This window comes from Paracidovorax citrulli (assembly GCF_900100305.1).
Taxonomy (GTDB): domain Bacteria; phylum Pseudomonadota; class Gammaproteobacteria; order Burkholderiales; family Burkholderiaceae_C; genus Paracidovorax; species Paracidovorax citrulli.
On record NZ_FNEY01000013.1, the window covers coordinates 1 to 14,221 of the forward strand.

At 69.1% G+C, this 14,221-nt stretch carries 13 protein-coding genes; 7 read left to right on the forward strand and 6 right to left on the reverse strand.

What is annotated here, in order from left to right:
- Positions 1-158: leucine zipper domain-containing protein (locus tag BLR99_RS10600; protein WP_139160157.1), on the reverse strand; the 158-nt coding region annotated here is incomplete at its 3' end.
- Positions 159-295: 137 nt separating this feature from the next.
- On the opposite strand from BLR99_RS10600, the gene BLR99_RS10605 reads away from it, so the two are divergent.
- On the forward strand, positions 296-1,549 hold the full coding sequence (locus tag BLR99_RS10605) for a Zn-dependent hydrolase (protein WP_434799983.1): 1,254 nt from the start codon (positions 296-298) through the stop codon (positions 1,547-1,549).
- Between the two features lie 2 nt (positions 1,550-1,551).
- Positions 1,552-3,021: a M81 family metallopeptidase gene (locus BLR99_RS10610; RefSeq protein WP_046060575.1), complete on the forward strand. Its 1,470-nt coding sequence runs from the start codon at positions 1,552-1,554 to the stop codon at positions 3,019-3,021.
- Positions 3,022-3,073: 52 nt separating this feature from the next.
- Here BLR99_RS10610 and BLR99_RS10615 read toward each other — a convergent pair whose 3' ends face one another.
- Positions 3,074-3,415, reverse strand: coding sequence for a hypothetical protein (locus BLR99_RS10615; RefSeq protein ID WP_046060574.1), 342 nt, complete (start codon positions 3,413-3,415; stop codon positions 3,074-3,076).
- A complete protein-coding gene (locus BLR99_RS23455; RefSeq protein ID WP_233423810.1) occupies positions 3,406-3,663 on the reverse strand; it encodes a hypothetical protein in 258 nt (85 codons plus the stop codon). The genes BLR99_RS10615 and BLR99_RS23455 overlap by 10 nt, the downstream gene beginning before the upstream one ends.
- A 699-nt stretch (positions 3,664-4,362) precedes the next feature.
- On the opposite strand from BLR99_RS23455, the gene BLR99_RS10625 reads away from it, so the two are divergent.
- The 4 genes from BLR99_RS10625 to BLR99_RS23665 all read left to right on the forward strand — a co-directional run bounded on the left by BLR99_RS10625 (position 4,363) and on the right by BLR99_RS23665 (position 7,990).
- Positions 4,363-6,675: an NADP-dependent malic enzyme gene (locus BLR99_RS10625; protein WP_011797756.1), complete on the forward strand. Its 2,313-nt coding sequence runs from the start codon at positions 4,363-4,365 to the stop codon at positions 6,673-6,675.
- Positions 6,676-6,830: 155 nt separating this feature from the next.
- Complete coding sequence (locus tag BLR99_RS10630) at positions 6,831-7,235, forward strand: guanyl-specific ribonuclease (RefSeq protein ID WP_011797757.1); 405 nt, start codon at positions 6,831-6,833, stop codon at positions 7,233-7,235.
- 141 nt (positions 7,236-7,376) lie between these two features.
- Entirely contained in the window at positions 7,377-7,802 is a 426-nt protein-coding gene (locus BLR99_RS10635; RefSeq protein ID WP_017438762.1) for a barstar family protein, read from the forward strand.
- Positions 7,803-7,855: 53 nt separating this feature from the next.
- Positions 7,856-7,990, forward strand: a complete 135-nt coding sequence (locus tag BLR99_RS23665; RefSeq protein ID WP_017438761.1) for a hypothetical protein — start codon at positions 7,856-7,858, stop codon at positions 7,988-7,990.
- Between the two features lie 249 nt (positions 7,991-8,239).
- Here the strand turns inward: BLR99_RS23665 and rsmA are convergent, their stop codons facing one another.
- From rsmA to BLR99_RS10650, 3 genes are read right to left on the reverse strand one after another with little or no spacing between them, the layout of a single operon-like run.
- Positions 8,240-9,001, reverse strand: coding sequence for a 16S rRNA (adenine(1518)-N(6)/adenine(1519)-N(6))-dimethyltransferase RsmA (gene rsmA / locus BLR99_RS10640; protein WP_046060573.1), 762 nt, complete (start codon positions 8,999-9,001; stop codon positions 8,240-8,242).
- Positions 8,998-10,428 carry a peptidylprolyl isomerase gene (locus tag BLR99_RS10645; protein WP_011797760.1) on the reverse strand — a complete coding sequence of 477 codons (1,431 nt, stop codon included), beginning with the start codon at positions 10,426-10,428 and terminating at the stop codon, positions 8,998-9,000. Before BLR99_RS10645 ends, rsmA begins: the two co-directional genes overlap by 4 nt.
- Before the next feature lie 48 nt (positions 10,429-10,476).
- Positions 10,477-12,939, reverse strand: coding sequence for an LPS-assembly protein LptD (locus BLR99_RS10650; protein WP_011797761.1), 2,463 nt, complete (start codon positions 12,937-12,939; stop codon positions 10,477-10,479).
- Positions 12,940-13,029: 90 nt separating this feature from the next.
- Between BLR99_RS10650 and BLR99_RS10655 the strand changes: the two genes are divergently transcribed.
- Positions 13,030-14,148: an aminoglycoside phosphotransferase family protein gene (locus BLR99_RS10655; protein WP_011797762.1), complete on the forward strand. Its 1,119-nt coding sequence runs from the start codon at positions 13,030-13,032 to the stop codon at positions 14,146-14,148.
- Positions 14,149-14,221 lie beyond the last annotated feature (73 nt).

The window sequence follows — 14,221 nt, forward strand, 5'->3', positions numbered from 1 at the left end:
CCTTCGTTGCGAAAGCGGGCCATCCACTTGTAGCCGGTGCGCAGGCTCACGCCTGCGGCTTCGCTGGCTTGGCGCATCGTCCAGTTCTGCTGGAGCACTCTGTCGACCAGAAGGGCTCGACCTGCGCGGGTCAATCGCGCATGCTTATGACTGTTCATCCGGTGTCCTGTCCTGAGTTGCTGGGGCCTGGTAACCACAGCTTCCCAGGTCGGGCCTGGATGAACAACCTATTGAGACATCACACCTAGAGCCGGCTCTCCGCCCCCCAACCCCTTCAGGATCACCGACCGTGGACATAACAATCTCTCCCCCCGCGCTGCAGTACCGCGTGAACGGCGCGCGGCTGTGGCAGTCGCTGATGGACCTGGCGCGCATCGGCGCCACGCCGAAGGGCGGCGTGTGCCGGCTGGCGCTCACCGCGCTGGACGGCGAGGGCCGCGACCTGTTCGTGCGCTGGGCGCGCGAGGCCGGCTGCAGCGTGCGCATCGACGCCATCGGCAACATCTTCGCGCGCCGCGCCGGGCGCGACGACAGCCTGCCGCCCGTGATGACCGGCAGCCACATCGACACCCAGCCCACCGGCGGCAAATTCGACGGCAACTACGGCGTGCTGGCCGGCCTGGAGGTGGTGCGCAGCCTGAACGATGCGGGCATCGAGACCGAGGCCCCCATCGAGGTCGCGGTGTGGACCAACGAGGAAGGCTCGCGCTTCGTGCCCGTGATGATGGGCTCGGGCGTGTTCGCCGGCGCCTTCACCCTGGAGCATGCGCTCGCGCAGCGCGACGGCCACGGCACCAGCGTGGCGGAGGCGCTGGCCGCCATCGGCTATGCCGGCCAGGCGGTGCCCACGCCCGCGGTGGGCGCGTACTTCGAGGCGCACATCGAGCAGGGGCCCGTGCTGGAAACCAACGGCTGCGTGATCGGCGTGGTGCAGGGCGCCCTCGGGCAGCGCTGGTACGACGTGACCGTGCAGGGCATGGAAGCCCACGCGGGCCCCACGCCCATGGACCTGCGCCGCGACGCGCTGCTGGCCGCCGGCAGCCTGGTGGAAGAGGTGAACCGCATCGCCCTGGCGCACGCGCCGCACGCGCGCGGCACGGTGGGCGTGCTGGAGGTGTTTCCGAGTTCCCGCAACGTGATCCCCGGCAGCGTGCGCATGACCGTGGACCTGCGCGCCGCCGACGACGCGGTGCTGCTGCAGATGGACGCCGCCCTGCGCGAAGCCTGCGAGCGCATCGGCGCCGCCCGCCGCACGCCGGTGGCGGTGGAGCAGGTGGTGTACTTCCCCCCGCAGCCCTTCACCCCCGAGCTGGTCGAAGGTGTGCGCGCCGACGCGGCTGCGCTGGGCTACAGCGCCATGGACGTGGTGAGCGGCGCCGGGCACGACGCCGTTTACCTGGCGCGCCTGGCCCCCACGGCCATGGTCTTCGTGCCGTGCGCGGACGGCATCAGCCACAACGAGATCGAGGACGCCGAACCCGAACACCTGGAAGCCGGCTGCAACGTGCTGCTGCACGCCATGCTGCGCAGCGCGGGGGTGGCCGCATGACGATGAAGTTCCTGATCGCGCGCCTCAACCACGAGACCAACACCTTCTCGCCGGTGCCCACGCCGCTGGAAGCCTTCTCGCCCCGCTACGGGCAGGAGGCACTGCAGGACAACCTCGGCATGCGCACCGCCATGGCGGCCTTCATCGACCTGGCCCGGAGCCTGGACGCCGAGATGGTGACGCCCGTGTCGGCCATGGCCAACCCCAGCGGCCCGGTGCATGCCGCCGCCTACGACGAGCTCACGCGCCGCATCGTCGAGGCCGCGCCCGGCTGCGACGCCATCCTGCTGGACCTGCACGGCGCCATGGTGGCCGAGAACAGCCCCGACGGCGAAGGCGACCTCCTGGAGCGCGTGCGCGCGGCCGCGCCGGGCGTGCCCGTGGCCGTGGCGCTGGACCTGCACGGCAACATCACGCCCAGGATGATCGCCCACGCCGACGTGATGGTGGGCTTCAAGACCTATCCGCACATCGACATGTACGAAACCGGCGAGCACGCCGGCCGCCTGCTGCTGGACATGCTGCAGGGCCGGGCGCGCTACACCGTGCGCTGGCATCCGCTGCCCATGATGGGACACACCCTGCGCAGCACCACGCTGCAAGGCGCGATGCTGCGGGCGGTGGACGCGGCGCGCGCGGCCGAGGCCGAAGGGGTTCCCGCCGCCACGGTGTTCGCGGGCTTCTCGCTCGCCGACATCGAAGCCCCCTGCATGAGCGTGGTCGTCACCGCCGACGCCGACGACCCCGCGCCGGCCCAGGCCGCCGCCGACCGCATCGCCGCCGCGATCTGGGAGGAGCGTGCGGAATTCATCTACGACAGCGAACCGCTGGACGCGTCGCTGCGGCGCGCCCAGGCCCTGGCCGAGGGCGCCGACCGCCCCGTGCTGCTGCTGGACCACAGCGACAACTGCATGTCGGGCGGCACCTGCGACTCCATGGACGTGCTGCAGGCCGCGCTGGCCGAAGGCCTGGAGGACATCGCCGTGGGCCCGCTGTGCGACCCCGAGGCCGTCGCCGAACTGGTCGCGGCCGGCATGAGCGCGCGCACCACCGTCCGCCTGGGCAACAAGGTGCCGCTCACCCAGCTCGGCGTGGCCAAGGAGCCAGTGGCCGTCGAGGGCACGGTGGTGGCCATCAGCGATGGCGAATACACCGTCACCGGCCCTATCTACACCGGCCAGCGCTGCGCCATGGGCCGCACGGTGCTGTTCGACACGGGCAAGGCGCGCATCGTGGTGACCGAGCGCACGCACGAACCCTGGGACCTGGGCGTCTTTTCCTGCGTGGGAGTGGACCCGGCGGCCCACCGCTTCGTGCTGCTCAAGTCGCGCATGTACTGCCGGCCGGTGTTCGTGCCGCTCTCGCACGCGCTGGTCGAATGCGACAGCCCCACCGGGGTGACGACGTCCAACTACGCGCTGTTTCCGTTCAGGAACGTGCGGCGGCCGGTGTTTCCGCTCGATCCGGCCTGAGAACGTGGGCGTGGCGCAGACGGAGCGGGCGCACCGTCCTCAGGCCTGCAGGCTACTGCACGAGCTGCCAGAAGGTCACCTGCGCGAACTTGGCATCGCTGGCCCAGGGGTCCCATATGGTCTTGTCGCCCTTGCTGCGGGCGCCGGGCCAGCCGCCGCCGACGATGAGCGCACCGCCGCGCGCCAGCGCCCCCACCTGCGACGCAGGAACGGAGCGCCAATGGCGCTGGCCCTGCACATGGTCCATGAGCGCATTGGCATTCATCCACGGCTGGTTGGGCAGGTATTGCTGAATCACGTACCAGACCGAATGGCTGCAGGAATTGGGATAAAGGGCCGCGGCCTTATCGCAGGCCTGCTGGAGTTTGGCGACCGCTGCAGCATCTACGGGCATGGGGTGTGGTCCTGTGTCGATGAAGCCTTTGCGGTCTTCGCGGGGGAGGCACGGTAAAGGCGGGCTGCGCTGTCCCACCGCAGCGTGGGCAGGCGGTAGTCGCCGCCCTGCGCAGGCGAGCGCACCTGCAGCCGGATTTCCTGCGGAAGGCCGTCGCGCCAGCGACCCGGGCGCACCTCGAGGTCCTCGGGCGGGTCCACGGGAAAGAGGTGCGGCAACTGGGCCAGGCAACGGCCCGCCTCGTCCACCAGCAGCGGCAGGGGAAAGCGCTCCCATGGGGCATCCGCCGGCAGGTTGCGGTAATAGACATCGGTTAAACACCGCCACCAGGCGGACCCTGGCCGGCGCCCGGGCCGGTGCCTTGCCCACCGGGCGTTCGGTCAGGGCACACACGCGCGTCGCGTCGCGGTAGGGCGCCCACGCTGCAGGCAGCACCAGGTCGGCGCCGGGCGGCTGGCAGTGGGCGGGGTCGATGGCCGGGGACGCCTTGGTCCCCGCCTGGACCGCAGTGGACAGCGCAGCGGCCACCAGCCAGCCGGACCATGAAAGAACTGCGTTCATGGATGCATCAGGAAAAATGGAATGTTTCGGGCGCTTGCAGAGGCCTGGAGCCTCTGGCACGCATGGGACTGCAGGCGCGAAGTCTCGCCGCGGATTGCGGCAAATCGCTGCAAAACCCATCAGTTGGAAACTAATTGATTCAAAAATAACAGGCACAGCACAAAAAAGGTCGGGCGGCGCGGCAGAACGGTTGCGCCCCGCGCATACCCGTCGGTCCGGCGTTGCACCTCCAGGTCACGGCTGCTTCACCCTGGTTAAGCACAATTGCGTACCAGGGTTTCTACGGCAGGCTGACTACAATCTCACACCCTAAAACGCCGGCCCGCCCTGGAGCGCCCGCTTCCTGGCGAGGTCCGGCAGCCCTTCACAGAGCTGGAGACCCCTTGATGTCCGATACCCCCCCGGTCAACACCACGCCTGACAAACGCGCCCTGCTGCGCCAAGCGGCCCTCGAATACCACGAGTTTCCGAAACCGGGAAAGATCGCCATCGCCGCCACCAAGCAGATGGTCAACCAGCACGATCTGGCGCTGGCCTACTCGCCGGGCGTGGCAGCGCCCTGCGAGGAGATCGTCAAGGACCCCGCCGCCGCCTTCCGCTACACGTCGCGCGGCAACCTCGTGGGCGTGATCTCCAACGGCACGGCGGTGCTGGGCCTGGGCGACATCGGCGCACTGGCCTCCAAGCCCGTCATGGAAGGCAAGGCCGTCCTGTTCAAGAAGTTCGCCGGCGTCGATGTCTTCGACATCGAGATCAACGAGAAGGACCCGGCCAAGCTCGTCGAGGTCATCGCCGCCCTGGAACCCACCTTCGGCGCCATCAACCTCGAGGACATCAAGGCCCCCGACTGCTTCTACGTCGAGCGCGAACTGCGCAAGCGCCTGAACATCCCCGTCTTCCATGACGACCAGCACGGCACGGCCATCACCGTGGCGGCGGCCATGCTCAACGCCCTGAAGGTGGTGGGCAAGGACATCGGCGAGGTGCGCCTGGTCACCTCCGGCGCGGGCGCCGCGGCGCTCGCCTGCCTGAACCTGCTGCTGAAGGTGGGTCTCAAGCGCGAGAACGTGTTCGTCACCGACCTGGCCGGCGTGGTCTATGAAGGCCGCACCGAGCTGATGGACGAGGACAAGATCCAGTTCGCCCAGAAGACCGACGCCCGCACCCTGGCCGAAGTCATCGAAGGCGCCGACGTGTTCCTGGGCCTGTCGGCCGGCGGCGTGCTCAAGCCCGCCATGGTGGCGAAGATGGCGGCGCGCCCGGTCATCTTCGCGCTGGCCAACCCCAACCCGGAAATCACGCCCGAGGACGCCCACGCCGTGCGCGGCGACGTGGTGATGGCCACCGGCCGCACCGACTACCCGAACCAGGTCAACAACGTCCTGTGCTTCCCCTACATTTTCCGCGGTGCGCTCGACTGCGGCGCCACGACCATCACGCTGGAGATGGAGATCGCCGCGGTGCATGCCATCGCCGAGCTGGCCCAGGCCGAGCAGAGCGAGGTGGTGGCCGCGGCCTACGTGGGCGAGCCCCTGGCCTTCGGTCCCGAATACCTGATCCCGAAGCCGTTCGATCCGCGGCTGATGATCAAGATCGCGCCGGCCGTGGCCCAGGCCGCCGCCGACAGCGGCGTGGCCCAGCGCCCCATCGCCGACATGGACGCCTACCGCGACCACCTGCAGACCTTCGTCTATGCCTCCGGCACGATGATGAAGCCCATCGTCAATGCCGCCAAGCTGGCCGCCAGGAAGCGGGTGGCCTACGCCGAGGGCGAGGAAGAGCGCGTGCTGCGCGCCGCCCAGATCGTGGTGGACGAGAAGATCGCCCGCCCCACCCTGATCGGCCGCCCGGCCATCATCGCCCAGCGCGTCGAGAAGTTCGGCCTGCGCCTGAAGGAAGGCGTGGACTACGACGTGGTCAACGTCGAGAACGACCACCGCTACCGCGACTTCTGGCAGACCTACCACCGCATGACCGAGCGCAAGGGCATCACCGTGCCCATCGCCAAGATCGAGATGCGCCGCCGCCTGGCGCTGATCGCCTCCATGCTGCTGCACAAGGGCGAGGTGGACGGCATGATCTGCGGCACCTGGGGGCACACCGCGCACCACCTGAACTACATCGACCAGGTGATCGGCAAGCGCGCCGGCGTGAACACCTACGCCTGCATGAACGGCCTGTTGCTGCCCGACCGCCAAGTGTTCCTGGTGGACACGCACGTCAACTACGACCCCACGGCCGAACAGCTGGCGGAGATCACCGTGATGGCGGCCGAGGAAATGATGCGCTTCGGCATCAAGCCCAAGGCGGCATTGCTGTCGCACTCCAACTTCGGCTCCAGCACCCAGCCCAGCGCGGTGAAGATGCGGCAGACGCTGGAACTGCTGCGGGTGCAGGCTCCCTGGCTCGAAGTGGACGGCGAGATGCACGGCGACGTGGCGCTGGACGCCGCGCTGCGCACCCAGGTCATGCCGCACAGCACGCTGGCCGGAAGCGCCAACCTGCTGGTGCTGCCCAACATCGATGCGGCCAACATCTCCTACAACCTGCTCAAGACGGCGGCCGGCGGCGGCATCGCCATCGGCCCCGTGCTGCTCGGCGCGTCCGAGCCGGTGCACATCCTCACGGCCAGCGCGACCGTACGGCGCATCGTCAATATGACAGCGCTCACGGTGGCGGACGCCAACGCCGCTCGCTGACCGGCTCGGCCATAGCGAGCGCTAACTTTAAGAGGCTCCGAACCCCTCCGGCGCCTGCTCAATTATTGAGCAGGCGCTTGCTTTTTGGGGGTCTTTACGTCACACTACTGGCTCGAAATTTCGGGTAAACCCGTAGTTTCTGAAAGGTGTAGTTGATGCTGAAGGCCATCGCCATCCGGGCGTACACGGCAGGTATTGCATACGCTCTGGGTGCCGCGTTCGTTCTGGCCCCTCTCTCGGGGGAAGCCCGGAACGCTCCGTCCCCGGGCGGAACCGACACCATCGCATTGGCCGAACTTCCCACGCAAGGACGCGCCACCTTCCGTCTCATCCGCGAAGGCGGCCCCTTCCCCTACGACAAGGACGGCAGCGTCTTTGGCAACCGGGAGCGCCTGTTGCCCTCGCACAAGCGGGGCTACTACCGGGAATACACCGTCAGGACGCCGGGAGCGAGCAACCGTGGTGCACGGCGGATCGTATGCGGCGGCCCCCCGCGCACGCCGGACGCCTGCTACTACACCAGCGACCACTACGCGAGCTTTCGGAAGATCGTGGAATGACTTGGCTCCGGGCCTTTGCGGGCAGGAGCCGATGCACAGAACGATCACGGGCCTGCCGACTCTTTTCCTGAAAACCGCGCCATCCGGGCGGTTTCCGGCGATATTCCTCATTGGTGACTACATAAAGAAAGAGCAGCGGAGATGGAAATGCCACTTCGTAACGACCAGGACAACCCACTGCGCGGCGTGCGCCCCAACATAGTGCAGTCGATCCGGGCCTTCCGCGTGCAGGATCTGCAGGCCTCCGCCCAGGCGCTCGGCCAGCACTTCCTCTATGCCAACCTTGCGCACGCGCAGACCAAGCAGGACGTCCTGGAACTCATCGCGAGCCAGTTCATGTTCCCCGCGCACTTCGGCAAGAACTTCGATGCGCTGTACGACTGCATGACCGACCCCTTGCACAAATCGGGCCCGCAGCCCGGCTTCATCGTGGTACTGGAGCAGATTCCCACGACGGTGAAGTTCGACAAGGAAGCCCGCGAGCAGCTCCTGGACATCTTCCGCGAAGCGGCGGACTACTGGGGCGACCGCAAGATCGCCTTCCGGTGTTTCTATTCTTTTCTGTAGCCCGTTCTGCATCCAACAGCCAGGCAGAACGGGCGAACGAGGCTAAAGAGGCCGTGGCAGAGCCCATCCAGATCGCTCTCGCTGCAGGCGCCGAGAAGATGCCCACCGACAAGCTCGTGGACGTTTCCCCGCTCGCGCTGCGCATGAGCAGCCCGTTCAATGCGGGTTACTGGCTCGCTGCTGCCTGATTCGGTACATCCCCCTGAGGCGCTGCGGGCCTCCGCGCCGCCGCCAGAAGCGGCTGCTCTTCGGGCACGTCCCCAGCCTGCGCAGGCAGGCTGTGAGCCGCGGCCCTCAGCCCCTTCTCTCTACGCGCTTCGCGCTACGGGAAGGGGGACGCAGCCGGCGCGGCGGGGCGGCCCTTGCGCGGCTGCTGCCGGCCTGGGCCGTGACCGTTTCAAGCGCCGTGACGGTATCTTGCTGCGGGGTTACATGGGTCAGGCGCAGGCCTGCGCCAGGGCCACGTAGTCGGCCACGGGTACTTCCTCGGCGCGGCGCTGGGTATCGAAGGTGCCGGTGAACTGGCGGGCTTCGAGCCAGCGGCCCAGGGTGTGGCGCAGCAGCTTGCGGCGCTGGCTGAAGGCCACCTGCACGAGTTCCTCGAGCAGCCGGGGCGCCACCGGCGCGGGAGCGGCGTGCGGCACCATGCGCACGACGGCGCTGTCCACGCGCGGGGGCGGGTCGAAGCTCTCGGGCGGCACGAAAAGCACGTCTTCCATGGCGTAGCGCCATTGCAGCATCACCGAAAGGCGGCCGTAGTCGCTGGTGGCGGGTTGGGCCACCATGCGGTCGATGACCTCTTTCTGCAGCATGAAGTGCTGGTCCTCGACGACGTCCACGTGCTCGAGCAGGTGGAAGAGGATCGGGGTGGAGATGTTGTAGGGCAGGTTGCCCACGATCCGGATGCGGGTCGCGCCCAGGTCCGCGGCCACCGCGGAGAAATCCACCTTGAGCACGTCGGACTCGATCACGTCGAGCTGCCCGTGGCTGCGCAGGCGCTGGGCGAGGTCGCGGTCCAGCTCCACCACCGTCAGGCGGCCGAGCCGCTCGACCAGCGGCTGCGTGAGCGCGGCGAGGCCCGGGCCGATCTCCACCATCGGCTGGCCGGGCGCCGGCGCGATGGCACGGACGATGGCGTCGATGATGGCCTGGTCGGCCAGGAAGTGCTGGCCGAAGCGCTTGCGCGGAATGTGCTTCATTGCGGCGCGTCGCGGTATTCCACGTAGGCGCGGGCACGGGCTTCCTGGGCCCAGTTGGTGAACGCTTCCTCGAGCTTTTTCTCGCGCACGGCATCGCGCACCATGTCGCGCTGCTCGCGCTGCGTGAGCTTGGCCTCGCGCCGCTCCAGCAACTGGATCAGGTGCACGCCGAAGCGCGACACGACGGGCTGGCTGATCTCGTCCGGCTTGAGGGCGTCCACCGCCTCCTCGAACTCCGGCACATAGCGACCCGGGCCGGCCCAGCCCAGGTCACCGCCCTGCTTGGCGCTGCCGTCCTGGGAGTGCTCGCGCGCGAGCGTGGCGAAATCGGCCTGGCCCGACAGGATGCGGCGGCGGTACTCGGCCAGCCGCTCCGCGGCGGCGGCTTCGGTCAACTGCGGCCCGGTGCGCAGCAGGATGTGGCGGACATGGTTCTGCAGGGCCGTGGCGGGAATGCCCGCGCGCGAGCGTTCGATCACGCGCAGCACATGGAAGCCGGCGGGCGAGCGCACCGGGCCGGCGATGCCGCCCACAGGCACCTGCTGGACGGTCCGCAGGAAGAGGTCCGGGTAGCGGTCGGCCGGGCGCAGGCCCAGTTCGCCGCCGGTGGGCGCCTCCGGGGCGTCGGAGAGGTCGCGCGCAACCTTGGCGAAGTCCTCGCCGGCCCGCACGCGGTCGGCGGCCTGCTGCGCGCGCTGGCGGCGCTGCTCCACCACCTCCGGGCTGGCGTTCTCGGGAACGGAGACGAGGATGTGGCCGAGATTCAGCTCGATCTTGGACGGATCGGACATCGCGGACTGCTGCTGGTCGCGCATGTACTGGTCCACGTCGAGATCGCTCACGCGCACGCGCGACTCCACGTCGCGCTCGCGCAGCCGCTGGATCAGCAGCTGGTTGCGCAGTTCGCTGCGGAAGCGCTCCGGGCTGATGCCGTCGGCCGCGAGCCGGCGGTGCATTTCCGGAATGCTCACGCTGTTCTGCCGGGCGACGGACTGCTCGGCCTGGGAAACCGCGTAGTCGTCCACCTTGATGCCGCTCTCGGTGGCCATCTGCACCTGGATCTTCTCGTTGATCAGGCGTTCGAGCACTTCGCGGGCGATCACCCGCCGCGGCGGCCGTTCGCCGCCCTGGGCGGCCAACTGGTGCTCCACGCGCGCCACGCGGGCCTGCACCTCGTTGTTGGTGATCGGCTCGGTGTTCACCACGGCGACGATGTAGTCGGCCTGCCGGGCCGTGTCGGCGCCGCGGGCCGAGGGGCCGGGGTCCGGCAGCGTGATCTGGGGGGCGGCGCGCAGCGATGGCGAGGCCGACGGTGCCGACAGCCCCGTGCCGCCGGGCACGCGCAGGCCCTGCGCGCCCGCGGGCGCGACGGAAACGATGGCGGAGGCGAAGCCCGCGAGGCCCAGGATGAATGCTCGATGGTTCATGGAAAAGCGTCGGATGCGGATCGGGGCGATGGATCGGGGAACGGGCCGTCAGTCGTAGTTGGTGAACCGGCTCGGCGGAGGCACCGGCTCGCGCAGGTACTGGTAGCGCGGGATGTTCTGCTTGAGCGTCTGGATCGGGTCGGAGCCCAGCGACAGCCGGGAGAAGCCCACGAATTCGATCTGGAAGAGCAGCCGGGTGGTGGCCGTGGTCACGCTGCTCTGCAGGCGCTCGAGCACCACGCGCCCGATCCAGCAGCAGCTGTCGTATTCGAAACCGATCACCGTGTCCACGAGCTTGCGGTCCTGCAGGCTGTAGTTCAGGCGGCCCACGGAATACCAGCGCCCCCCGCCCTGCCCGCGGCCCGGGCCCAGGTTCTGGCCCTTGTCGCCCCAGAGGTCGTTGATGGGCCACTGCCACCCGACGTCGATCTGCTCGCTGGTGCCCCGCTGGAAGCGGTAGGCCGCGTTGATGACGCGGTAGTCGCTGGGGTTGTAGCGCGCCCCGATGGTAGAGCGGATGGAACGGCTGGTCTTGGGGTTGTACTGCACGGTGGAGTCGAAGCCCCACTGGCGCGTCCAGTTGATGCCGGCGCCCACCAGCACGTCCGAGAGGCGCTCGCTCACGGGCGCCTCGCCCGGCATGACCACTTTCTGGTCGCTGAAGCGCAGGCGCTGGGCAATGCCGAAGCGCGCCGCCTCGCCGCCGTCCTCGGGATCCAGAAGCCGGGTGGTGACGCCCAGGGTGAGCAGGTTGTTGTCCGCGATGCGGTCGCTGCCGCTGTAGCCGTTCTCGGTGTAGATGGTGGCGAAGTTGAAGTCGTTCGCCGCCGTGTCGTACACCGGGATCATGCTCTGGTCGCGGAACGGCGTGTAGGTATAGAAGGCGCGCGGCTCCAGCGTCTGCAGGAAGTTGCGGCCGAAGTAGCGCGCGTCGCGCTCGAAGACGAGGCCGCTGTCCAGGCTGAAGGTGGGCAGCACGCGCGATGCCGTGCGCCGTCCCGTGGAAGGCAGGGCGCTGTCGAAGTCGTATTGCGTGGCGTGGAACTGCAGCCGCGGCGTGATGAACCCCGCAGGCGCCAGGAACGGCCGGCTGAACTGCGCCATGGCGTAGCTGCGGCGCGCATTGGGCTGGCCGGTGAGCGCACGGTCCGCGCGGAAATCGGTGTAGTCGGCCTCGACGCTACCATCGAAGCCGCCGGGCAGCGACGACGGCATGTAGCCCCAGTGGATCTGGGGCATGCGGTCGTAGGGTGGCACGATGCGCGCGTTCACGTCCTGCAGCGTCTGCCACTTGAGGGTGCGCAGGCTCAGCGACATGTCGTTGGCGCCCCAGAACAGGGTCGCGTCCGCCGGCAGCAGACGCTGCGTGAGCTGGCTGATGCCGCCGTTGGTCCGGGTGCTGAAATCGCGCCAGTAGTTGTCGTCGCTCACGCGCGTCGCGTCCACGTTCAGCCCGATGCCGCCGATGCCGGTGTCGAAGACGCCGCGGTGCTTCAGGCCCAGCGCCCAGCGGTCGCGGTTGCGCAGCCGGTCCGACGGCATGTAGTCGCCCCGCAGCTCGCCGCTGTAGGTCGGCTCCAGGTAGCGGAATTCGCCGCTGGTGCTGACGCCCCGCTTGGACATGACCATGGGGGTGATGGTGGCGTCCCGGTTGGGCGCGATGTTCCAGTAGTAGGGCTGCGAGTACACGACGCCGCTCACGCTGTCGATGCCCACGGTGGGCGGCAGCAGGCCGGTCTTGCGCTTGTCGGACAGCGGGAACGTGAAGCTGCCGGGCACCGGCAGGATCGGCACGCCCTGGAACTCCAGCACGCCCCCTTCGGCCGTGCCCACCTGCTCGGCATTGTCGATCTTGATGCTGCGGGCGCGCACGATCCAGGCCGGTTTCCAGGTGGACTCGTCGTTCTTCTGGCAGGTGGTGTAGGTGGCTTCGTGGACCAGGGCGCGGTCGCGGTCGATGAAGTCCACGCGGCGCGCGTCGCCATAGGCGCCGTTCGCGAGGAAACGATAGCTGGCGTCGTCGAAGAAGCCGGAGAACGCATCCACCTGCAGCTCGAGCACCGACCCCTCGTACACGTTGCCGGCACGGTTGATGCGCACGTTGCCGCGCGCCTTGGCGAGGTCGTCTGGCACCGCGTAGTCGAGCCGGTCGGCGTGGATGATGGTGTCGCCGCGCCGCAGCTCGGCATTGCCTTCGACGGTGGCGTTGATGTCGGGCTGGCCGGACACATGGTCGCCCCGCACGAAGATCGGCAGCTTCGGCCGCGCGTCTTCGGGAATCTTCTCCTGCAGCAGCGGGCTGGACCGCAGGGCGGGTGCGGGCTCGGCCGTGGCGCCGGGGCCGGGGTCGGTCTGCGCGAGCGCTGCCAGCGGCAGCCCGCACACCATCCAGGCGGCCAGACGGGCCAGCGCCCGCTGCTCGAACCGCGGGGGTTCGGCACGGTCCCGGCGGCGGGCAGGCAGGCGGGAATGCGTCGGTCGGAGAGGATCGGGCAAGGAAGAAAGGTCCATGGATTCAACCGGTCGGCGGCGCGCCCGCTCGGGGCGGGCACCGCAGGCCACCCGGACGGGAGAGACCGGGTTTGTAAAATCGGATTATCCATGAGCCACCCCCGTCCCCCCTCCCCGGCCGCCGCTGCCGGAGCCCACGCCGTCGCGTGGCCCGATCCCGCCCGCCGCGCCGCGTTCGATGCCTGGCTGGCTCCGCTGGCGACCGCGCACGGCCTGGTGCCGTCCAGCCTGCGCCCCGCCTCCGCCGACGCGAGCTTCCGCCGCTACCTGCGCATCGACGGCGTGGACGGCGCGAGCCGCATCGTCATGGACGCCCCGCCGGACAAGGAAGACTGCCGCCCCTTCGCGCACGTGCAGCGGCTGATGGCCGAGGCGGGCCTGAATGTGCCGCGGATCCTGGCCTGGGACGAAGCCCACGGCTTCATGCTGCTGTCCGACCTGGGCCGCGAAACGGTGATCGAGCGCCTCGACCCGGCGCGCCCGGCCGACGCCCACGCCTGGTACCTGCAGGCCACCGACGTGCTGCTGCAGTGGCAGCAGGCTTCGCAGCCGGACACGCTGCCGCCCTATGACGCCGCGCTGCTGCGGCGCGAGCTGGCGCTGTTTCCCGACTGGTACCTGGCCCGCCACCGGGGCGTGGCGCTGGACGACGGACAGCAGGCGACGCTGGCGCGCGCGTTCGACACCATCGTCGCGGCCAACCTCGCCGCGCCCCCGGTCCATGTGCACCGCGACTTCATGATGCGCAACCTGATGGTGCCCTCCGAAGCCGGCGCCCCCCTGGGCGTGCTCGATTTCCAGGATGCCGTGTGGGGCCCCGTCACCTACGACATCGCCAGCCTGCTGCGCGATGCCTTCATCAGCTGGGACGAGGATTTCGTCATCGACATTACCGTACGTTACTGGGAGAAGGCCCGGCGTGCGGGCATTCTCGGCAGCGGCAGCGCCTCCGGCTGGGGCGACGACTTCGGCGAGTTCTACCGCGCGGTCGAATGGATGGGGCTGCAGCGCCACCTGAAGGTGGCCGGCATCTTCGCGCGGCTCACGCTGCGCGACGGCAAGCCCCGGTACCTGGCCGACACGCCCCGCTTCATCGGCTACATCCGCTCCACGGCCGGGCGCTACCGCGAACTCGTGCCGCTGCTGCGGCTCATCGACGCCATCGAGGGCACCGAAGCCGTGGCCGGCTACGCCTTCGGCCGGGTCTGAAGGGGACGGCCCGGGCTCCCGGGCCTTGCCTCCACAACACCGGGTGCCGCCCACCGCATTCCCCACTCCATCA

What these genes read in the sequence shown, in the direction of transcription:
- BLR99_RS10610 (WP_046060575.1), top strand. Translation starts at nt 1,552, where the DNA reads ATGAAGTTCCTGATCGCGCGCCTCAACCACGAGACCAACACCTTCTCG.
- BLR99_RS10615 (WP_046060574.1), bottom strand. Translation starts at nt 3,415, where the DNA reads ATGCCCGTAGATGCTGCAGCGGTCGCCAAACTCCAGCAGGCCTGCGAT.
- BLR99_RS10625 (WP_011797756.1), top strand. Translation starts at nt 4,363, where the DNA reads ATGTCCGATACCCCCCCGGTCAACACCACGCCTGACAAACGCGCCCTG.
- BLR99_RS10630 (WP_011797757.1), top strand. Translation starts at nt 6,831, where the DNA reads ATGCTGAAGGCCATCGCCATCCGGGCGTACACGGCAGGTATTGCATAC.
- BLR99_RS10635 (WP_017438762.1), top strand. Translation starts at nt 7,377, where the DNA reads ATGGAAATGCCACTTCGTAACGACCAGGACAACCCACTGCGCGGCGTG.
- rsmA (WP_046060573.1), bottom strand. Translation starts at nt 9,001, where the DNA reads ATGAAGCACATTCCGCGCAAGCGCTTCGGCCAGCACTTCCTGGCCGAC.
- BLR99_RS10645 (WP_011797760.1), bottom strand. Translation starts at nt 10,428, where the DNA reads ATGAACCATCGAGCATTCATCCTGGGCCTCGCGGGCTTCGCCTCCGCC.
- BLR99_RS10650 (WP_011797761.1), bottom strand. Translation starts at nt 12,939, where the DNA reads ATGGACCTTTCTTCCTTGCCCGATCCTCTCCGACCGACGCATTCCCGC.
- BLR99_RS10655 (WP_011797762.1), top strand. Translation starts at nt 13,030, where the DNA reads ATGAGCCACCCCCGTCCCCCCTCCCCGGCCGCCGCTGCCGGAGCCCAC.